Here is a 19,258-nt window from a genome sequence, read left to right on the forward strand (position 1 = left end):
GGCCCGGGTTTGGCCATTGCGCCTGAGGTCCTTACACGCAGACTTCTGCGCCAGTAAACGCGTTTCGGAAAATGGCCATGCCACCAAGCCGCTTCAAGAAATGTTAATTAACCCCAGACAAATGATCAATGCTGGGTTTGCTGTTGTTCCAAAGCTCCTCCGGCGTGTAAGTATCCTTTTCAAAAAGGATGATGCTGCCATCAGATTTGATTCTGGCATTTGAGCCGAACCATTCCCATGTAGGATCAATAAGAAGCTTGATTCGTTTGCCCTTACCCTTGCTTGGCGACCATGCGGAAACATAGTCATCAATAAAATGTGTCCTCATAAAACGCGTTTGTCCGTTATCAAACTCGATTTGCAGTATGTTTGCGCCCATCCAGACTTTGACAGCTCTGGGTAATGTCTTTGCCATGCTCGCCACCCCTTTTAAAACACCCACTAAAATCATTTTCACCCAAAAATTATCAATTCAAAAATCGCTTACTTATATTCAATCTACCATAAACACGTGGAAAAGCAATGACTATTCTCGATGCTCGTTGTCCGACTGGGAGTCGTTGGGTTGATGCGCGTCCGGAAGGCGATCCTGCCAGTGATTCATTTGGTCGATAAACCGCTTGGCCTTGGGGGTTATGCCGACCATATCAGTGTAAATGACATCCAGAATGCGTTTTAGCTCGGCTTTGGTGGCAGGCCTAACGTCAATGTGTTTAACCTGACCCAGATTCAACGTACTGAATCGGCGCAGGTAAAAGATCGCGCGTGCACTGGCATGAAGTCGATGGGGATCTTTATCCCAGTGACGCTGGCAGAGTAAACCGCCATAGCTTTCAGAAAAATCAAGCGGCAAATCAGTACGACCGTCGATCACACAACCGCGCCAATTGGGCTCCACGCCGTACGCTTTAAGCATCTGAACTTCGATCACATTAGCGATAATTTGCGGATCAAGACCGGTATCAATCAAATGCAAGGCTTGCTTGATCTGATTAAACCAAAACTCGACTGGTTGCCCATCCGGATAAGCCAGATCGAGCAACCCAAAGATGTACGATGCGTAAGCGTTTAGCGTGATATCGGTTGAAATCTGCCGGTATTGCGTGGCATTTTTAATTGCGGACAAATACGAGAGGCCCGACTCACGAATCTCCCCGATGTAGTCGGCATGCGTAAATGGCAAAATGCCAGCAGCTAAAGTAAAACCGGGCTTGCGCGCCCGGTTCAACAGAAACATTTTCTTACCGAACTGATCGGTTAAAATTTTAACCAACATATCGGATTCGCGATAATTTTGGCGGGACATCACGAGTCCCTCAAAGGTTTGCGCTTGCTTGACCATTACCGCAGATCCTTTGTGTTGTAGCCGAGTGATTTGAGATAAGCATTATTGTCGCGCCAGTTTTTCTGGACGCGAACCCACAGTTTCAAGTTCACCTTATCGCCCAGCAAATTCTCAATGTCCCGGCGTGCCCGAATTCCGATTTGCTTTAGCATTTGTCCACCGCGGCCGATAATAATTCCCTTTTGACTGTCGCGTTCGACAATAATGTACGCCTCAATCTGTAGCTTGCTGCCTTCGCGATCCTTCATGCGCTCGACCTGGACAGCTGTGGCGTGCGGCACCTCATCGCGGGTAAGTTCGAGGACTTTCTCCCGAATCAATTCACCCACGACGAAATATTCCGGATGGTCGGTCAGCTGATCTTCCGGATAATATTGCGGCCCAACTGGCAAAGCTGCGGTCAACGAGGTCAATAAGTCATCGACATTGTTACCCATGGTTGCGCTGATCGGGAAGACCTGGGCGAAGTCATAATCATGCTGATAGCTTTCGATAAGCGGTAAAAGATCGTCCGGTTTAACTAGATCGATTTTATTCAAAATCAAATATACCGGTTTCTTCACCTCAGCAAGTTGCCGCATAATATAGGCGTCGCCGGCACCCTTTTGCTCATCTGCAGCGACCATGAACAAAATAGCATCAACCTGATTCAGGGTCGACAATGCTGCCTTATCCATGTAGTCATCAAGTTCATTTTTAGGCTTATGAATCCCTGGCGTGTCGACAAACACAATCTGGGCATCTGGCGTGGTATAGATGCCGTTGATTTTATTCCGCGTTGTCTGGGCCTTAGGTGACATAATGGCAATCTTTTCACCCAAAATCCGATTCATGAAAGTTGATTTGCCGACATTTGGTCGACCGATAATGGCCACAAAGCCAGAATGATGTTCGCTCACGCGTTTAAGTCTCCTTTCGAAAATGCCCCTGGCAGTAATGCTTGCGGCGTTGTTTGTTGCGAATCGCCGCGAACGTTGGCCAGCGTGATGACCGCATCGGCTGGAAAGAACTCGCTGATGACTTGCCGGCATGCCCCACAAGGTGAAACCGGGCCTTCCGTGTCGGCGATCACCAGTAATTCATCCAATTTGGTATAACCAGCGCTCACAGCCGCAAAAATCGCACTCCGCTCAGCACAATTACTTAGGCCGTAACTGGCATTTTCGATATTGGCACCAGAAAAAATCCGGTCACCAACCCGGACAGCCGCGCCGACCGCAAAATGGGAATAAGGAACATACGCATTTTCGCGTGCTGCCAAGGCAGCGGTACGTAAAACAGACAACATTACCAACTCCTCAAAAGGTCTAACAATGGTGGCCCAAAGACATAAACGCCGGCGACCACGGCGATTAAGGATACCAGCAAAACGGCGCCAGCACTCATGTCCTTAATTTTTTTTGCCCGTAAATCATAGTGTTCCCCAATAATGAAATCCACCAGATTTTCAACAATGGTATTCAATAATTCGCCTAAGAAAACCAGCAAAATGGCTAGAATCAGGACGAACCAAGAAAAAGGCGGTACTTTTAGCCAGATGCCGGCAATAATCACCAACGTTGCACTGGTAAATTCCCGTTTGAAATTATTCTCGTCGACAAAAAAGACGCGCAGCCCATCGAGCGCGTGGCGGGCGCTTTGGATAAAATGTTTGTTTTTGCCGATTTGTTTATCGGGTAAGGCCATAAGCTGCCAGAATTTTCTTTTGAAGCGGAATCATCACGGCTTCATCTTCCGGCTTAATGTGATCATAGCCGTTTAGATGTAAGAAGCCGTGAACCACCGTGTACCCCAGCTCGCGCTCAAAGCTGTGGCCATATTCCTTAGCGTGGCGGCGAACCGTCAGCGGATCAATAAACAGATCGCCAATGTTCTTTGCCATGCCTGGAAGTAGCGGCAGATCGTCTTCGCCATCTTCAATCGCAAAACTAATGACATCTGTTGCGCGATCGGTGTCGCGATAGTCACGATTAATCTTCTGAATGTCATCATCACCGACAATCGTAATGGACATTTCGGTATCAGTTGGTAATTTTAACTGTTGTCCGCAAAAAGCAACCAATTTCTGAATCAGATCATGATGTTGTGCGTCTAATAAATGATCATCATCGTATAATTCTAAATCCATCGCTTACTCCTTTGTCCGTTTCTGCAGCTGTAAATCGTGTTTGCCGTAAGCTTCGATAATCTTGGCAACAACCGGATGCCGCACAACGTCTTGTGATGAAAATTGTGTAAAGGCAATGTGACTAATCCCTTTAAGCAGTTGTTCCGCCTGTAGCAGACCGCTTTTGGCATTATTCGGCAAATCGATTTGCGTGATGTCGCCGTTGACGATCATTTTTGAGCCGAAACCAAGACGTGTTAGAAACATTTTCATTTGTGCCTGCGTTGTATTCTGCGCTTCATCAAGAATGGCAAAAGCGTTATCGAGTGTGCGGCCACGCATATAGGCCAACGGTGCGATTTCAATAACACCGCGATCCATTAACCGATCAGTGTGTTCTTTACCCAAAACGGCGTACAACGCATCATAAACCGGGCGCAGATAAGGATCGACCTTTTCTTTGAGGTCACCGGGAAGGAAGCCCAGACTTTCCCCTGCTTCGACGGCCGGTCGCGTCAAAATAATCCGCTCCACTTGTCCGGCCTTCATCGCCGCAACGGCCATGACTACAGCTAAGAAAGTTTTCCCTGTCCCGGCAGGACCGATCCCGAAAGTAATATCGTTATGCTTGATCGCATCGACATATTGGCGTTGGCCAAAATTTTTAACTCGAATCGGCTGGCCTTTAGCGTCCCGCAGCAAGGTTTCGCTATACATGTCGGCAAAATACTCCAATGTCCCGCGTTTCGCCATGGCAACCGCACTGGCAATATCCTGCGGTGACAACTTAATGCCCTGCGACAACAACTTACTCGTTGCTTCCAGCAGCTGCAAAGTCAAACTAACCGTCTCCGGTTCACCGCTAATGCGTAATTCGTCCCCAAAAGGCGAAATACGCACGTTCAAGCCTTCTTCAATCAACGTCAAATTAGCATCATTAATGCCGACAAGGTTAATCGCCATGTCGGGATTACTAAGTCGGAAAATTTTCTCCGAGGTTTCCTGTGCCAAATATTGGCCCCCTAACAAATATTTTAAGCGGTAAAGATGGTATTAGTTTAGCATATTTTAAGAGCGCGAGCAGGAGCGCTTAGAAATCGGAGTGTAAGTGGCCTCAGACCTAAATGGCTGGTCTTTGCCATTTAGGTCTGAGGTCCTTACACGTAGATTTCTGCGACTGTGAGCGCGTTTCTGCGCCAGAAAGCCACAGGCTGGGCTTTGGCCATTTGTGCTTGAGGTCCTTATGCGGAGATTTCTGGGCCTGCGAACGCGTTTCCGCGCCAAAAAGCGACAGTCCCTTGCACTTCGCCCATGTGCAACCTAAACGCCAACACTCGACAACGCGCGCAATCACCACAATAAAAAGCCGGTGCTAACACCGGCTTTGTCGTTAACTAAGTTTTTCTTTTACCACGCTGCTGACGAGACCGCCATCAGCTTGGCCTTTAACTTTGGGCATCAGCGTCTTCATTACCTTGCCGAAGTCTTGCTTGCCTGTTGCTCCGACTTCTTTGATTGTTGCATCAACGATGTCGGCTACTTGGGCTTTGCTTAACTGGGCTGGCAGAAAACGTTCCACAACCTTGATTTCAGCTTCGGTTTCCTGAACCAGATCATCACGGCCGCCTTTTTTGAACTCAGAAGCGCTTTCTTTGCGCTGCTTTAATTCAGTCGCAAGAACGCTCTTTTCTTCATCCTCGGAAAGCTCATGGCCAACTTTGATCTTTTCATTGACCAACGCTGTTTTCAACATCCGGACGACGCTCAACGTTACCTTGTCCTTGGCTAACATGCTTTGTTTCATCTGAGCATTAAGCTCATCCATTAAAGCCACTATTCACCAAGTCCTTTATTAATACTTCTTACGCTTACGCGCAGCTTCTGACTTCAGCTTGCGGCGTACGCTAGGCTTCTCGTAGAATTCACGCTTGCGGTATTCAGCGAGTGTACCAGACTTGGATACAGTACGCTTAAAGCGCCGAAGAGCGTCATCGAGAGATTCGTTTTTCTTAACAACTGTCTTAGCCATGTGATATCCCTCCCTCCGACACTTGTGTAACCACTGACGGATATCATAGCCAATAGTTCGTTTATTAGTATACAAAACTGACAACCACGCGTCAATAAGCGATTCCAGATTTTTATATAAACAACCGCTGTTATTGACAAAGATGTTGTCTTAACTAAATCTTAACGCCATTACCGGTCACAATCAAAGATTTGCTAGCGTCTGGTAACCTGTTCTTCAACATTCACGTGCTCATTTGAATTATGCTATGATAGCGTTATCTAAGTAGCGAGGTGGCATTATGACCCAAGAATTGAATTTATACATCATGTCAGATTCGGTTGGTGAAACCGGACTGCGACTTGCACAGGCGGTTGCCGCACAGTTCCCGGAATTTGAAGCCCATTACGTGCGATTTCCGTTTATTCATACAAAGGAAAAGATCTACAGTTCACTTGATGAAGCAAAGAAAGAAAATGCGTTGGCGATCATGACGTTTGTTACGGACGGTTTCGCCCAACTGGCAACGCATTACGCCAAAGACCAAGGCGTCATCGCGATCGATGTCATGTCGCCGATCATCAGCGGCATCAAATCAATTACGCATGAAGAACCCAACCACGTTCCAGGTGCCGTGCATGATCTCAATGAACGTTATTTTGATCGGATTTCGGCGATGGAATTTGCGGTCTTGTATGATGACGGCAAAGACCCGAAAGGCTTTTTGGAAGCAGATATTGTGTTGCTCGGCGTATCACGGACAAGCAAAACACCACTGTCCCTTTTTCTCGCCAATCGCAATCTCAAAGTCGCCAATTTGCCTTTGGTACCCAATGCCCATATTCCCGAAGAAATCTGGCAGGTCGATCCTAAAAAAATTGTCGGCTTGACCACCGATGCTTCCGTTTTAATGGAATTTCGGCGTCAGCGCATGATTCAATATGGCTTGAATCCGGACACTGCCTATTCGGCGCGTGATCAAGTTAATCAAGAATTGAAGTTTGCTGAAGATCTCTACAAAAAAATCGGCTGCATGGTGATTAACACCGCACACCGATCGATTGAAGAAACTGCAACCTTGATTTTGGAGCACATGGGCTTAGATGAGTTTGAAAATACCGAAACCCATTAATCCATCAACCGGCGCAAAGCTTCCGGTTGAAAATGGCCGCTTTTGAGCCACTTGATTTCCTCCCCGTATGGCGGGACCTGATGTTTCTTATCTGGCCCGACATACGGGGTTTCGAGTATCTTGGGTAACTTTTCCAATGCGGGATGATGGGCAATTCGATTTAAAGCGTCAAACCCGATTGTTCCAAAACCGATGTTGGCATGGCGATCCTTATGGCTACCACGCGGATTCTTGGAATCGTTCACGTGAATGACGCTCAGTCGATCCACACCGATGACGTGATCAAATTCATTTAAAACGCCATCAAAATCATCTTTAACATCGTAACCGGCGTCGTTGGTATGGCAAGTATCAAAAGTCACGCGTAACTTTTCGTTATAAGTCACCCCATCAATGATTGCGGCAAGTTCCTCAAATGAACGGCCGATTTCCGTTCCTTTTCCTGCCATGGTTTCAAGCGCAATCGTGACGTTCTGTTTAGGGTCAATAATAAGATTCAAGCCTTTCACAATTTGCTTGATGGCGGCTTCAGGACCGGCGCCCACATGCGCACCGGGATGAAATGGCATGGTATAGGCGTGTAACGCATCCGCCCGGGCAACTTCTTCCCGCATGAATTGCACCGCAAATTCAAAGTTCTCGGGTTTCTTCGTATTGCCAAGATTAACAATATAAGGTGCGTGAATAACGGTATGACTGATGCCGTCTTTGGTCATCGCCGCCAGCCCTTCAGGAATGTGCATTTCGCTCGTTGGTTTACGCCGTGTATTTTGCGGTGCGCCCGTATAAAACTGCAGCGTATTGGCATCATAACTAGCTGCTTCTTCAACGGCTCCTAACAACATTTTTGTGCCTTTCATACTGACATTGGCACCGATTAACATTTAAAAAGCCCCCTATGTATGATCAACCAGCAATCGTTTCAATTGAGATTGCTGGTTGATCAGAAAAAATTTCATCAAAAAACCCGGCTGTTTTCCGGGTTCATGTTAGCGCAGTTAATCCGTTTTTGGCTCGTAAAAATGGCCAAGGATTTTGACCGAGTCCGTAATTGACACAAATGCATACGGATCGCTGTGACGCATGGCCTGCTCTAAGTCATACATTTCGGCTCGGGAAATGATCGTGAACAGGATGGTTTTTTCCTCGTGATGGAAGGCTCCTTCTGCATCGTGAACAATGGTGATGCCGCGGCGTAGCGAACCTTGAATCTCCCGAACCACCTGCTTAGGCCGGGCAGTCACAATCATAACCTGCAGCCGTTGCTGGCGCGTGTATAGCGAATCCATGACCCGCCCATTGATGAAGATTGCCAATGCCGAATACAACGCATGCGGCCAATCATTAACAAAACCGGCAAGAAAGATAATCAGCACATTGAACATGATGTTGATCGTGCCAACTGTCCGCCCGGTGCGCTTGCGCAACACGATCCCCAGAATATCGATACCGCCAGTGGAAATATTATTGCGCAAAGCAAACCCGGTACCCAAGCCATTCACAACCGCCCCAAAAATACCACAAACGATGGGATCTTTGGTCAGCGGCGTTAATACCCCAAGCAACCGAATCATGATCGTCGAGAAGATAACCGCCAAAAAAGTGAACACTGTAAAGCGGTGCCCGATTGCCTTCCATGCCAGAATAAACAGTGGCACGTTTAAGAAAAATAGCAGGGTTCCAGTTGAAAATAAATCCGTTGTCGCCAGCGAAAAGAATGGCAGCGCAATGTCGAAGTTAAACCATTTTCGCACCACAGTCGCCAAAAGCTGGGCCGCACCGGTAATGCCACTGGCAAAAACCCCGCCCGGTTCCCAAAACATATTCAATGCAACAGCGACACAAATACTATAGAAAAATGCCGCTGATAATCGTGACCAATTTTGATGTCGGCGAATTAGCCGATCAATCTCTTCCATATCAAAAACCGCTCCCTGTCACCCATAATCATGTCGTGATCAAGTATAACAAGGGCGGTCTTTGATTGCTACCAAATCAAAAAATCGGTCGGTTTATTTATTTTGACGGGTGTCATAAGGCGTTCCCTGGCGCAGAAGTCTGCGTGTAAGGACCTTGGTTGCAATGGTCATAGCCCGACCATCACGCCCAAGGCCACTTACACTCCGACTTCTAATCGCGCCAGCTCACGCTCATTTGAATAGTTGTCGGTACTGGCCGTAGCCTTCTTTCTCGAGATCGGCAACTGGGATGAAACGCAGCGCTGCGGAATTGATGCAATAGCGCAAGCCGCCTTTTGCAATCGGGCCATCGGTAAAGACGTGACCAAGGTGTGAATCAGCTTCGGGACTACGGACTTCGACGCGTTCCATCCCAAAGCTCTGATCCCGGTGTTCGGCGAGTTTTGCAATCGGTTTGGTAAAAGATGGCCAGCCACAGCCGGCATCATATTTATCTTGGGAGGAAAATAGCGGTTCGCCGCTAACAACATCTACATAGATGCCATCTTGATAAAAATCATCATACTGACCGGAAAACGGCCGTTCAGTCGCGGCTTTTTGCGTAACCGCATAAGCTTCAGGTGACAGTTGCTTCTTTAGATCGGCTTTTGACGGCCGTTTTGCTTTATCAAACATAAAAAACACCTCCGCTACAATTCATTATAGCGGTAGGTGTTTCGATTGTCAGCAATTAAATTGCATAACAGTTTTAGGCAAAAGTGACGCCCCTTATTCGGTTAAGTTCTTGTCGCCTTCATGCTCTTTTTCCGGATCGACATCTGGCCGAACTTCAATACCTAAATCCTTAAGCTGTACGTCCGCAACTGGTGAAGGTGCACTGGTCATCGGTTCGCTGGCTTTGCTGTTCTTCGGGAAGGCAATCACATCGCGAATATTGGTACGGCCTGTGAGCAGCATGACAAACCGATCCAACCCAATCGCCAAGCCACCATGCGGCGGGAACCCGTAATCAAGCGCCGTCAGCAGGAAGCCAAAACTCTTTTGGGCACGTTCCGGCGTGAAGCCAAGTGCTTTGAGCATTTTTTCTTGAATTTCCCGGTCGTGAATACGGATGGATCCGCCGCCTAATTCATAGCCGTTCAAAACAATATCGTAACTTTGGGCATGTGCTGCATGCGGATCGGTGTCAAGCAGATGAACGTCTTCCTCGTTTGGCATCGTGAATGGATGATGCGCCGGAACCCAACGTTGAATTCCTTCGTCGTATTCGAACAGCGGCCAGTCAACCACCCAGCAGAAGCGGAACTGCTTGTCATCAATCAAACCAAGATCATGACCAAAATGGGTGCGGAGATAACCTAATGAATCAGCAACGACCTTTGCCTTATCTGCCACAAACAGAACCAGATCACCGGCATGGGCGCCAACCGCCTCTGTCAGCGCCTTGCCGTCACCAAAGAACTTGGCAATGGGGCCGCTAATGCCGTCATCTGTCACTTTCATCCACGCCAGCCCCTTGGCACCAAAGCGTTTGATGTAATCCTGTTGGGCATCGATCATCTTCCGTGAATATTTATCGGCTCCGCCAGGCAAAACGATTGCCCGCACTTGGCCGCCATTTTGCACGGCACCCGCAAAAACTTTGAAATCAGAATCTTTGACTAAATCGGAAACATCCTGAATCTGCATGCCAAAGCGAAGATCCGGCTTATCGGAACCGTATTTATCCATCGCATCCTGCCAGGTAATCCGCTCGAATGGCAATTTGACATCAATGCCTTTTACATCGTGCATCACCTGAGCAATTAGGCCTTCAGTAATATCTTGAATCTCTTCTGCCGTCAAGAAACTGGTTTCAAGGTCAATCTGGGTGAATTCCGGTTGGCGATCGCCGCGCAAGTCTTCATCGCGGAAGCACCGGGCGATTTGGTAGTACCGATCAAATCCGGCCCCCATCAGCAGCTGCTTAAATAATTGCGGTGATTGTGGTAAAGCATAGAAGCTACCAGGGTAAACCCGCGATGGCACTAAATAGTCCCGGGCCCCTTCAGGCGTACTAGCAGTTAACGTCGGCGTTTCGACATCAATAAAGCCATTGTCATCTAAGTAATGGTGCACACTACGCATAATGTGGGCGCGGGTAAAGATGTTCTTTTGCATCTCTGGCCGGCGCAGATCAAGGTAGCGATACTTTAATTTGGTCTCTTCTGTTACGGCGACATTGTCTTCAATGTAGAACGGCGGCGTTTTGGCCTTGTTCAAAATAGTGATGTCATGGACTTCAACTTCAATATCGCCGGTTTTCATTTCTGGGTTCACCGCTTGCGGCTTGCGTTTTTTGACCACCCCATGGACTTCGATCACATACTCGGAGCGCACCGAATTGGCCACTGTCAACGCGTCCTGATCAAATTCTTCAGAAAAAACAAGTTGAACGATGCCTTCCCGGTCCCGCAGATCAATAAAAATCAAACTGCCGAGACTGCGACGTTTCTGCACCCACCCTTTTAAGGTTACTTCCTGATCAACATAGTCGGTGGTCACATCACCGGCATAACAGGTTCGTTTACTCATACTACTTTGCCTCCGTTACTTGCGTATAAATTTTACCAAAATCTGCCAACACATCTGCTTGAGGAAAAGCTTGTTGCTGGCCGGTTGCCATATTTTTAATCTGGACGGTGCCGGCTGCGCGTTCGCTTTCGCCTATTGTCAAAACCAGCTTTGCATGCGCTTTGTTGGCTGCTTTAAACTGGCCCTTTGCTTTGCGGCCCATGTAATCCATTTCGCCGGTAAAGCCTTGTTGACGCAAGGCTGTCAGCATTTGCAAGGCTTCTTGGTCAGCACCTTGGTCAATGGTAACGATGAAGGCATCCGGTTGCGCTGCTTCTTGATCTGATTGCATCAACAGCATCAGGCGTTCGACGCCCATAGCAAAACCAATTCCGGGAGTCTCGGGACCGCCGAGTTCTTCAACCAGCCCGTTATAACGGCCGCCTGCCAAGATCGTCGTGTAGCCGCCACCAAAGACTTTATCATCGGACATGACTTCAAAAATCGTGTGGTTGTAATAATCAAGTCCGCGGACCATGGTCGCATCCACGTCAAAATCAATCCCCAGCCCTGTCAGCAATGTCTTCACGCGGTCAAAATGCTGTTGGGCTTCCGGGGTCAGATAATCCAGAATTGAAGGCGCATTGGCGACAATCTCTTGGTCATGACGATCTTTACTATCGAGAATGCGCAGCGGATTTTTTTCTAAGCGAACTTTAGAATCTTCAGAAAGCTCATCTTTGAACGGCGTCAGGTAATCAACGAGCGCTGCATGAAATGCTTTACGCGTCGCTGGGTCGCCCAACGAATTGATGACAAACTTAAGGTGTTTGGCACCTAGAGCTTCAAGTAACTGCTTAGCCAAGGCGAGGGTTTCGGCATCGAGCACCGGAGAATCACTGCCAAAAGCTTCGACCCCAATTTGATGGAACTGCCGCTGGCGGCCGCTTTGCGGGCGTTCATACCGAAACATCGGCCCCATATAGTAAACTTTGTAAGGCTTCGCATACTCAGGACCGTATAATTTGTTCTCGACATAGGCTCGCACGACACCGGCAGTGCCTTCAGGACGCAAGGCCATCATTCGATCGCCTTTATCCTTAAAGGTATACATTTCTTTGGTCACGATGTCGCTGGTGTCCCCAGCACTGCGCGAAAATACATCGACATTTTCAAAAATCGGTGTACGAATTTCACGGTATTGGTATTGAGCAAAAATTTTACGGGCAACAGCTTCTACCTGCTGCCAACGTTCACTTTGGCCAGGTAAAATATCGGCTGTGCCTTTTGGACGTTGATAATTCATGAGGGACCTCCTGTAGTCTGAGAGATGTGATGGGGTTGGGTGATCGGGTAGATTTTGATGGTGGGCGTGTTACGGGAGCCTGTCTAAGGTTCTCGAGTCTAAATGGCGAAATTCCGTTCGACTATGGGATTGGAACAATAGATATTGGGAGGCAATCCGGTTCCGAAAACGCGCTCACAGTCGCAGAAATCTACGTGTAAGGACCTCAGCCCTAAATGGCCAAAGACCAGCCATTTAGGGCTGAGGCCACTTACACTCCGATTTCTGAACGCTCCTGTTCGCGCTCTAAAAAAATGCACCCCTCGATTGCTCGAAGGGTGCGGACACGGTACCACCTTGTGTTTTACTTTGCCATAACGGTGGCGTTCCGGAATTTGATCACCTCGGGAGTGTCTTTTCGATCGGTCCCGGCTTTCACCATCTCCGGGTCGCTTAAAGTTGATCTATCCTACTCCGTCACAGGTCTTAGTTATTGTTTAAAGCATACGGTTTGCAGAAAGCTTTGTCAACGGCGTTTAGCCAGATGTAAACGCTAAATTTGCTTTCAGAGCGACATTGTCTTTAAAAAGCCATGCGCGTATGATGATTTTAATTTACAAAATTAAATTTTGATTAGGGATGATGGCGGTGTGGCAAGATAATCGCATTCAGTCGGCTTTAGCGGGTAAAAATCCGATGGTGATGGCAGAGTTACCAGGTGGCTTTGCTGTTTTTGGTGATGTTCAGTTTCTTCCCGGCTATAGCGTGTTGTTGCCAAAACGCGAAATTGGTAGCTTAAATCAATTGACAAAACCTGAACAGACCTTATTTTTGCAAAGTATGGCCGCTTTGGGCGATGCGGTCTTATCTGCATGCCAGCCGGTGCGCGTGAACTATGACATTCTTGGTAACACTGATCACTTTTTACATGCCCATGTGTTCCCACGATACAAAACAGAAAGCCCGAACCGTCTGGCAAAGCCGGTTTGGTTGTATCCCGCGTCGTACTGGAGCGATTCGCGATACCAATACGATCCTATTAGGCATCATATGATTCGGCAGCGAATTACCGATGCATTGAAACTGCAACTTGAATCTGACTATTAAAAAATGGGGAGTGTTCGTTTGATCTTAACGTTTGATTGTTATGGGACTTTGTTAGATACCACCCCGATTAAGCAATTGCTGATGCAACTGGCGCGCAAATGTAAACGCAATGAGACAACAGATGTCAATACATACAGCAGTTTTGAAGATCGTCTGATGTACGGTGAGACAATCGTGCCTTATGAAAACCTCATTCAAAGGGATCTTGAATACTTAGATATGATATTTGGAACGGCATTGTTCTTTCAAAAGCAGGCAAAATTGCTTGTTCAAGCTTATCATCAACTTAGGCCCTTTCCCGAGGTCATGGCCGTTCTTCAACAACTTAAAGAAAAGCAACACACTTTGCTTCTCATGTCGAATGCCTCGATTGACATCATGGCCGATAATGCCGCAACGCTTGGCTATCTTTTTACCGGAACAAACGGGTTGTTACAAGCCAACGCTGGCATTCTTTCAGTATGTTGATCATCAAATCGGTCATTCCACCAAACAGCACGTGCATATTGCCAAAGGTTTTTGGTGGGATATTGTTCCTTGTACAAAGATGGGCTGGCAAAAAGTCTGGATCAACCGTGAGCATCTCAACGGCATGACAAGGTATCAGCCCTATCTGGTTTTTAATGACCTGACACCAGTGCCAGCGTACATTGCGAAACTTGCCGCGCAGGATTTGTCTGATTGAGACGGGTATTTTTTTACACGCTAAGTTGAAAATAACCTGGAGTCGCCTTTCCAGACCGCTAAAACCGTCTTTACCGCCTTTTTACCAGCCGATTTGCTATAATGAACTTAACGATTTTTAGAGAATGGTGAGGCTGGGTCATGAAACCTATCGGACAATTAAAAAAATGGCCATTGATCATTTTGCTGGCGCTGTTGTTTGGCGTCGGTGTGGCGACGACCAGTGTCATGGCTAATACGCAATATATGACGGTCAAGGCCGACACGGTTAACGTGCGGCTGGGGCCCGGGCTTGCTTATGGCATTATGGGCCAGGTTAAGTCGGGCAATCAGCTGACGATTATCGGTGCCAAGAATTCCTGGTACCAAGTGCGGCTTGCCGGGAATCGAATTGGTTGGGTGGCATCATGGCTGGTCGATCAAAGCGAAGCTGCCACGACTCGGGCAAAAGTTGCCACCGTCAATCAACCGGTCAATGTGCGCGAATATGCGAGCCAGGATGCCAAACAATTAGGCTCCCTTAATGCTGGCGTGAGTGTGAAGGTCGTCTATCAGGAAGGCAACTGGACGCAAATCGCCTATAACAATACTGCGGCGTGGATCACCAGCAGCAGTGTTCAGCTGACCGGCCAGACAACGAACCTCGCGCAACCTGCCCAAGCAAATCTGACGCAGACCCAAAGCAATCCCTCGCTAAAAGTCACGACCAACACAACGACTAATTTACGAAATGCAGCAGGTATCAATGCGCCGGTTGTCGAAAAACTGGACAAGGGCACGGAACTGACCGTTATCAAGCAGCAGGATGATTGGTATCAGGTTACCGCGCCTGATGGCAAAACCGGTTTTGTGGCTAGTTGGACAGTCAGCGCACCGAATGATGGTCAGACGCAAAAAGCCGCAACTAAGCTTTCCGAAGCGACGATTGTTCTTGATCCGGGTCACGGCGGTACCGATACCGGCGCCATTGCCAATGATGGCTCTGATTATGAAAAGACCTACACCCTGAAAACGGCAGACCTTGTCGCCAATGCCTTGCGCGCAGCCGGAGCAAACGTCATCATGACACGCACCACCGATACGTTTGTTGATCTTGCGCCACGGCCGACCACTGCCAACAATGCCCACGCAGATGCGTTCATCTCATTCCACTTTGACTCCAGCCCATCCAAAAACTCTGCTTCAGGCTTCACCACCTACTACTACAGCAGTAAAAAGGATCTCGCGCTGGCCAAGTCGATTAATGGCGCGCTGACTGGCTTGCCGCTGGAAAATCGTGGCGTGGCTTTTGGTAATTATGAAGTTTTGCGTGATAACAAGCAGCCGGCCATTTTGAACGAAATGGGCTACATCAACAATGACAAAGACTTTAAACACATCAAGGATCCGACATATCAGTCCAAAATAGCGACGGATATCGTCAATGGATTGAACGCCTACTTCAAGGCTGGCAATCACCAATAACGTTTCATTTGTTTTCGACCAACTAAAATACCCGCCAAGGCAACCGCAGCTGCCTTAGCGGGTATTTTGGTTGCAACTATTTACTTGCGGAACAAAGGCGGAATTTCTTCCAAAGCATTCACCTTAAAGTCCGCTTGCGGTGCAGCATTTAACTCATCAACATTGAAGTAAATGGTTTTGACCCCTGCGTTGACGCCAGCATCAATATCCAGAGAACGGTCACCGATCATCGCAGTGACTGCCGGATTCAGCTGAAACCGGTCAAGCAGATATTGAATCGCATCCGGTGCCGGTTTGCGCGGTAGGTTCAGATCGGAATCCACACCACCGAGAAACAACGTATCCGCATGATCATTCGCTAGGATCTGCCATGCGCTGTGATCGCGATGCGTTAACAACAGATTGTTCCCACCTTGGTCCTTGATTGCCTGTAACACTGGCAGCGCCGCCGGGTAAGGATGAATGTCATGAAGGTAAGCACGGGCACGGTGATGGTAGTCAGCCTCTAATTCATCCACCGAGCGCCCTACTTTGCCACCGAAATCGGTTAGAAACTTTTTGATCGAAGTCTTTTTGACTAGGCGGTACAAAGCATCCGGTTCAATTTGCCCGCCGTTGTCCAATACGAGGCTTCTGAGGGCTTTCATCATGCCGGGATAGGAATCATACAGCGTGCCGTCAAAATCCCAAATAGCATTAACCAGCATTACTTCGCCTCCGTATCAAACAGAATGGTGACTGGACCGTCGTTAGTGAGACTCACCTGCATATCGCCACCGAATTCACCGGTCGCCACTGTGACCCCCAGTTGCCGTAGTTTGGCATTGAAGGCTTGGTACAGTTGCTCGCCTAAAGCCGGGGCTGCTGCATTGGTAAAACTCGGCCGATTGCCACGGCGGGTATCGGCATATAACGTGAATTGGGAAATCGACAAAATCTGACCACCGACATCTGCCAAGGCCAAATTCATTTTGCCGGCATCATCACTAAACACCCTTAATTTACTGATTTTTTCCGCCAGATAGTCGCTGTCGGCCTGGGTATCGTTCGGACCGACGCCTAATAACACGACAAAACCATGGTCGATGGCCGCGACTGTCTGCCCCTCGATGGTCACTTGGGCGGCAAGACTGCGTTGTACAACTGCGCGCATAAATGTCTCTCCTTTTCTCGTTCACTTTCATTTGAAACCTGAGCTGTTTCGCTGTGGCCGAAAAAGCAGCAGGAACAAACATCTCAGTCTAAGCTGGCGATGTTGCTCGATTGCTGCCTTCGATCAACCATTGGCCCGTTTAACTTCATAAATATCCGGGACATTTTTAACTGCGTCCATCAACTTATCCAAGTGGGCAAGGTTGCGGACCCCGACGGTAACATGAATGTCAGCCATTTTGTCATGGTCGACTCGGCCATTGATATTATTCAAGGCTTTGGTTTGGGCGTTGAGAACCTGCAGAACATCACTCAGCAATCCGCTGCGATTGTATCCGTAAATTTCGAGATCCGTGTTGAAGAGCTGCTTTTGATCCTCTTCATTCTCCCAGCGAACCTCAATCAGCCGGCCGGACATTTCCTTGGAATTTTGAACGTTGGGGCAATCAGCACGATGAACAGTCACACCGCGGCCTTTGGTGACGTACCCGACAATCGCATCCCCAGGTACAGGCATGCAGCACTTAGCCAGATGAACCAGCAGATTATCGACGCCTTCAATAACCACGCCATCTTCGGAATGGGTTTGTGGCTGGTGGCGTTCGCTGGAAACTGTCGTCACTTTTTGATTTTTCGACAAGATCACGGCTTCTTTAGCTTTACGATCTTTTTCAGCCTTCTCGTGGCGATACTTCTCGGTCAGCCGATTGGCAATGACTTTCGGCGTATATTCACCATAGCCGATCGAACTCATCAGTTCATCTTCGGTTTGAAAATTCAGCCGCTGCATGAGCCCGGACAGGTTTTCCTTGGTTAGGAACTCTTTAGGCGTATACCCTTCCTCTTGCAGCTCGTGTTCCAGCATATCACGGCCTTTTTCGGCATTTTCGCTTTTATCGGCTTGCTTAAAATAGCGCTTGATCTTGTTGCGGGCACGGGAGGTATAAACAATCTTGATCCAATCACGACTCGGAGCGCTGCCACTGGCCGTCAGCATTTCGACAATATCGCCGTTTTTGAGCACATAATTCAGCGGTACGATTTTGCCGTTGACCTTTGCCCCGACCGTATGATTACCGACTTCAGTGTGAATGAGATAGCCAAAATCAAGTGGATTACTCCCCTTAGGAAGCTCATAGACGTCACCCTTGGGCGTAAATACATAAACCCGATCGGTAAAAATATCGCCTTTGACACTTTCCATGAAGTCGGCCGCATCGCTGCTTTCATCCTGCAGTTCGAGGATTTCGCGGAAAATATCCAGTTTCTTACCAGCCTTGTCATACTGAACTTTACTGGTCTGACCTTCTTTGTAGGCCCAGTGTGCCGCAACACCATATTCAGCCACGTGATGCATTTCTTCAGTTCTAATCTGCACTTCTAGCGGTTTGCCCATGGGCCCGATGACCGTTGTATGAATACTTTGATACAGGTTGGCTTTTGGCATCGCGATGTAATCTTTAAACCGCCCTGGCATCGGCTTCCATTTGGTGTGGATGGCACCCAAAACTGCATAACAGTCTTTAATCGTTTCGGTGATCACCCGAATGGCAAGCAAATCATAGAGTTCGTCAAACTGCTTATGCTTGTCGCGCATTTTTTTGTAAATCGAATAAATATGCTTGGGACGACCATAGATTTCGTATTTGATATGCAAGTCAGCCAACGCTTTTTTGATTTCTTCAATGGCTTCTTGGATATAAGCTTCGCGTTCGGTTCGCTTGCTGTTCATCAAGTGGGCAATCCGATAGTACTGTTGCGGGTTTAGATAGCGCAGCGACAAATCTTCAAGCTCCCACTTGATGGTGCTGATCCCCAGACGATCAGCTAAAGGCGCATAAATCTCCAATGTTTCATTGGCAATCCGCCGCTGCTTGTCCGGGCGTAAGTGCTGGAGCGTCCGCATATTGTGCAGACGGTCCGCCAATTTGACCATGATGACCCGTAAGTCCTTGGCCATTGCCAACAGCATCTTCCGGTGGTTCTCGGCGAGTTCATCTTTATGCGCAACGTACGTGACTTTGCTCAGTTTGGTGACGCCATCAACAATAACCGCAACATCGTGTCCAAATACTTCTTCAATATCACCTAACGTAATATTGGTGTCTTCGACGACATCATGTAAATACCCAGAAGCCACAGTCTCCGGGTCCATTTTTAATTCGGCAAGAATCCCGGCTACCTGAATGGGATGGATAATGTAAGGCTCACCGGACTTGCGAACCTGATCTTTATGGACGTATGCAGCAAATTTATAGGCCTTTTCGACGAATGCCAAATGTTCAGGATTCATATAAGCTTTGCACAACTTCATGACATCCGGTTGGGTAAGTTCAACTTCTTCGGCCATTCCAATTCCTCCTAAGCGCTCACCAGCGCGGTTAGAAGTCGGAATGTAAGCGGCCTTGGACGTGATGGCCGGTTTTTGGCCATTGCGTTCAAGGTCCTTACATGCAGACTTTTGCGCCGGTGAGCGCGTTAATAGGCGCACCGACATTATGA

Annotated in this window: 22 protein-coding genes; 5 read left to right on the top strand and 17 right to left on the bottom strand. The window is 48.1% G+C overall.

Annotation, left to right across the window (positions count from 1 at the left end):
• Positions 1 to 103 precede the first annotated feature (103 nt).
• The 9 genes from LACPH_RS07010 to rpsU form a co-directional block, all read right to left on the bottom strand.
• Complete coding sequence (locus LACPH_RS07010) at positions 104 to 415, bottom strand: hypothetical protein (RefSeq protein ID WP_306387658.1); 312 nt, start codon at positions 413 to 415, stop codon at positions 104 to 106.
• Positions 416 to 526: 111 nt separating this feature from the next.
• Positions 527 to 1,342 carry a DNA repair protein RecO gene (gene recO / locus LACPH_RS07015; protein WP_306387659.1) on the bottom strand — a complete coding sequence of 272 codons (816 nt, stop codon included), beginning with the start codon at positions 1,340 to 1,342 and terminating at the stop codon, positions 527 to 529.
• Positions 1,342 to 2,244, bottom strand: a complete 903-nt coding sequence (gene era, locus LACPH_RS07020) for a GTPase Era (RefSeq protein WP_306387660.1) — start codon at positions 2,242 to 2,244, stop codon at positions 1,342 to 1,344. The genes recO and era overlap by 1 nt, the downstream gene beginning before the upstream one ends.
• Positions 2,241 to 2,630: a cytidine deaminase gene (locus LACPH_RS07025; protein WP_010488204.1), complete on the bottom strand. Its 390-nt coding sequence runs from the start codon at positions 2,628 to 2,630 to the stop codon at positions 2,241 to 2,243. The genes era and LACPH_RS07025 overlap by 4 nt, the downstream gene beginning before the upstream one ends.
• 2 nt (positions 2,631 to 2,632) lie before the next feature.
• Positions 2,633 to 3,031, bottom strand: a complete 399-nt coding sequence (locus LACPH_RS07030; protein WP_070651915.1) for a diacylglycerol kinase family protein — start codon at positions 3,029 to 3,031, stop codon at positions 2,633 to 2,635.
• On the bottom strand, positions 3,015 to 3,473 hold the full coding sequence (gene ybeY, locus LACPH_RS07035) for an rRNA maturation RNase YbeY (protein WP_049171404.1): 459 nt from the start codon (positions 3,471 to 3,473) through the stop codon (positions 3,015 to 3,017). Before ybeY ends, LACPH_RS07030 begins: the two co-directional genes overlap by 17 nt.
• Before the next feature lie 3 nt (positions 3,474 to 3,476).
• Positions 3,477 to 4,463 (bottom strand): PhoH family protein, encoded by a 987-nt coding sequence (locus LACPH_RS07040; RefSeq protein WP_010488201.1) that lies wholly within the window; start codon positions 4,461 to 4,463, stop codon positions 3,477 to 3,479.
• Positions 4,464 to 4,842: 379 nt separating this feature from the next.
• On the bottom strand, positions 4,843 to 5,277 hold the full coding sequence (locus tag LACPH_RS07045) for a GatB/YqeY domain-containing protein (protein WP_306387661.1): 435 nt from the start codon (positions 5,275 to 5,277) through the stop codon (positions 4,843 to 4,845).
• Positions 5,278 to 5,304: 27 nt separating this feature from the next.
• Positions 5,305 to 5,481: a 30S ribosomal protein S21 gene (gene rpsU, locus LACPH_RS07050; RefSeq protein ID WP_005687665.1), complete on the bottom strand. Its 177-nt coding sequence runs from the start codon at positions 5,479 to 5,481 to the stop codon at positions 5,305 to 5,307.
• 280 nt (positions 5,482 to 5,761) lie between these two features.
• Between rpsU and LACPH_RS07055 the strand changes: the two genes are divergently transcribed.
• Positions 5,762 to 6,592: a pyruvate, water dikinase regulatory protein gene (locus LACPH_RS07055; RefSeq protein WP_049171399.1), complete on the top strand. Its 831-nt coding sequence runs from the start codon at positions 5,762 to 5,764 to the stop codon at positions 6,590 to 6,592.
• Here the strand turns inward: LACPH_RS07055 and LACPH_RS07060 are convergent.
• The 5 genes from LACPH_RS07060 to hisS form a co-directional block, all read right to left on the bottom strand.
• A complete protein-coding gene (locus LACPH_RS07060; RefSeq protein WP_306387662.1) occupies positions 6,589 to 7,476 on the bottom strand; it encodes a deoxyribonuclease IV in 888 nt (295 codons plus the stop codon). The genes LACPH_RS07055 and LACPH_RS07060 overlap by 4 nt on opposite strands.
• A 114-nt stretch (positions 7,477 to 7,590) precedes the next feature.
• Positions 7,591 to 8,511: a YitT family protein gene (locus LACPH_RS07065; RefSeq protein WP_010488175.1), complete on the bottom strand. Its 921-nt coding sequence runs from the start codon at positions 8,509 to 8,511 to the stop codon at positions 7,591 to 7,593.
• Between the two features lie 231 nt (positions 8,512 to 8,742).
• A complete protein-coding gene (msrB, locus tag LACPH_RS07070) occupies positions 8,743 to 9,186 on the bottom strand; it encodes a peptide-methionine (R)-S-oxide reductase MsrB (protein ID WP_306387663.1) in 444 nt (147 codons plus the stop codon).
• Between the two features lie 93 nt (positions 9,187 to 9,279).
• Positions 9,280 to 11,085, bottom strand: coding sequence for an aspartate--tRNA ligase (gene aspS, locus LACPH_RS07075; protein WP_306387664.1), 1,806 nt, complete (start codon positions 11,083 to 11,085; stop codon positions 9,280 to 9,282).
• 1 nt (position 11,086) lies between these two features.
• Positions 11,087 to 12,370: a histidine--tRNA ligase gene (gene hisS / locus LACPH_RS07080; protein ID WP_049171389.1), complete on the bottom strand. Its 1,284-nt coding sequence runs from the start codon at positions 12,368 to 12,370 to the stop codon at positions 11,087 to 11,089.
• Between the two features lie 627 nt (positions 12,371 to 12,997).
• Between hisS and LACPH_RS07085 the strand changes: the two genes are divergently transcribed.
• From LACPH_RS07085 to LACPH_RS07100, 4 genes are all read left to right on the top strand, one after another.
• The gene (locus LACPH_RS07085) at positions 12,998 to 13,456 is read left to right on the top strand and encodes an HIT family protein (RefSeq protein ID WP_306387665.1); all 459 of its coding nucleotides are present in this window, start codon (positions 12,998 to 13,000) and stop codon (positions 13,454 to 13,456) included.
• Positions 13,457 to 13,537: 81 nt separating this feature from the next.
• Positions 13,538 to 13,924 carry an HAD family hydrolase gene (locus tag LACPH_RS07090; RefSeq protein ID WP_370531197.1) on the top strand — a complete coding sequence of 129 codons (387 nt, stop codon included), beginning with the start codon at positions 13,538 to 13,540 and terminating at the stop codon, positions 13,922 to 13,924.
• A gap of 31 nt (positions 13,925 to 13,955) precedes the next feature.
• Positions 13,956 to 14,141, top strand: a complete 186-nt coding sequence (locus LACPH_RS07095) for an HAD family hydrolase (protein ID WP_306387667.1) — start codon at positions 13,956 to 13,958, stop codon at positions 14,139 to 14,141.
• Positions 14,142 to 14,281: 140 nt separating this feature from the next.
• Complete coding sequence (locus tag LACPH_RS07100) at positions 14,282 to 15,604, top strand: N-acetylmuramoyl-L-alanine amidase family protein (protein ID WP_306387668.1); 1,323 nt, start codon at positions 14,282 to 14,284, stop codon at positions 15,602 to 15,604.
• Positions 15,605 to 15,684: 80 nt separating this feature from the next.
• Here LACPH_RS07100 and LACPH_RS07105 read toward each other — a convergent pair whose 3' ends face one another.
• From LACPH_RS07105 to LACPH_RS07115, 3 genes are all read right to left on the bottom strand, one after another.
• Positions 15,685 to 16,311 carry an HAD hydrolase-like protein gene (locus tag LACPH_RS07105; protein ID WP_306387669.1) on the bottom strand — a complete coding sequence of 209 codons (627 nt, stop codon included), beginning with the start codon at positions 16,309 to 16,311 and terminating at the stop codon, positions 15,685 to 15,687.
• On the bottom strand, positions 16,311 to 16,757 hold the full coding sequence (dtd, locus tag LACPH_RS07110; protein WP_306387670.1) for a D-aminoacyl-tRNA deacylase: 447 nt from the start codon (positions 16,755 to 16,757) through the stop codon (positions 16,311 to 16,313). Before dtd ends, LACPH_RS07105 begins: the two co-directional genes overlap by 1 nt.
• A 123-nt stretch (positions 16,758 to 16,880) precedes the next feature.
• Positions 16,881 to 19,106 carry a RelA/SpoT family protein gene (locus LACPH_RS07115; protein ID WP_306387671.1) on the bottom strand — a complete coding sequence of 742 codons (2,226 nt, stop codon included), beginning with the start codon at positions 19,104 to 19,106 and terminating at the stop codon, positions 16,881 to 16,883.
• Between the last annotated feature and the right edge of the window lie 152 nt (positions 19,107 to 19,258).

Origin of the sequence: Lacticaseibacillus parahuelsenbergensis (assembly GCF_030770265.1) — a bacterium.
Classification (GTDB): domain Bacteria; phylum Bacillota; class Bacilli; order Lactobacillales; family Lactobacillaceae; genus Lacticaseibacillus; species Lacticaseibacillus casei.

Coding starts and splice junctions, on each gene's coding strand:
- LACPH_RS07010 (WP_306387658.1), bottom strand. CDS start 415: ATGGCAAAGACATTACCCAGAGCTGTCAAAGTCTGGATGGGCGCAAAC.
- recO (WP_306387659.1), bottom strand. CDS start 1,342: ATGGTCAAGCAAGCGCAAACCTTTGAGGGACTCGTGATGTCCCGCCAA.
- LACPH_RS07030 (WP_070651915.1), bottom strand. CDS start 3,031: ATGGCCTTACCCGATAAACAAATCGGCAAAAACAAACATTTTATCCAA.
- ybeY (WP_049171404.1), bottom strand. CDS start 3,473: ATGGATTTAGAATTATACGATGATGATCATTTATTAGACGCACAACAT.
- LACPH_RS07045 (WP_306387661.1), bottom strand. CDS start 5,277: ATGGATGAGCTTAATGCTCAGATGAAACAAAGCATGTTAGCCAAGGAC.
- rpsU (WP_005687665.1), bottom strand. CDS start 5,481: ATGGCTAAGACAGTTGTTAAGAAAAACGAATCTCTCGATGACGCTCTT.
- LACPH_RS07055 (WP_049171399.1), top strand. CDS start 5,762: ATGACCCAAGAATTGAATTTATACATCATGTCAGATTCGGTTGGTGAA.
- LACPH_RS07060 (WP_306387662.1), bottom strand. CDS start 7,476: ATGTTAATCGGTGCCAATGTCAGTATGAAAGGCACAAAAATGTTGTTA.
- LACPH_RS07065 (WP_010488175.1), bottom strand. CDS start 8,511: ATGGAAGAGATTGATCGGCTAATTCGCCGACATCAAAATTGGTCACGA.
- msrB (WP_306387663.1), bottom strand. CDS start 9,186: ATGTTTGATAAAGCAAAACGGCCGTCAAAAGCCGATCTAAAGAAGCAA.
- aspS (WP_306387664.1), bottom strand. CDS start 11,085: ATGAGTAAACGAACCTGTTATGCCGGTGATGTGACCACCGACTATGTT.
- hisS (WP_049171389.1), bottom strand. CDS start 12,370: ATGAATTATCAACGTCCAAAAGGCACAGCCGATATTTTACCTGGCCAA.
- LACPH_RS07090 (WP_370531197.1), top strand. CDS start 13,538: ATGCAACTGGCGCGCAAATGTAAACGCAATGAGACAACAGATGTCAAT.
- LACPH_RS07100 (WP_306387668.1), top strand. CDS start 14,282: ATGAAACCTATCGGACAATTAAAAAAATGGCCATTGATCATTTTGCTG.
- LACPH_RS07105 (WP_306387669.1), bottom strand. CDS start 16,311: ATGCTGGTTAATGCTATTTGGGATTTTGACGGCACGCTGTATGATTCC.
- dtd (WP_306387670.1), bottom strand. CDS start 16,757: ATGCGCGCAGTTGTACAACGCAGTCTTGCCGCCCAAGTGACCATCGAG.
- LACPH_RS07115 (WP_306387671.1), bottom strand. CDS start 19,106: ATGGCCGAAGAAGTTGAACTTACCCAACCGGATGTCATGAAGTTGTGC.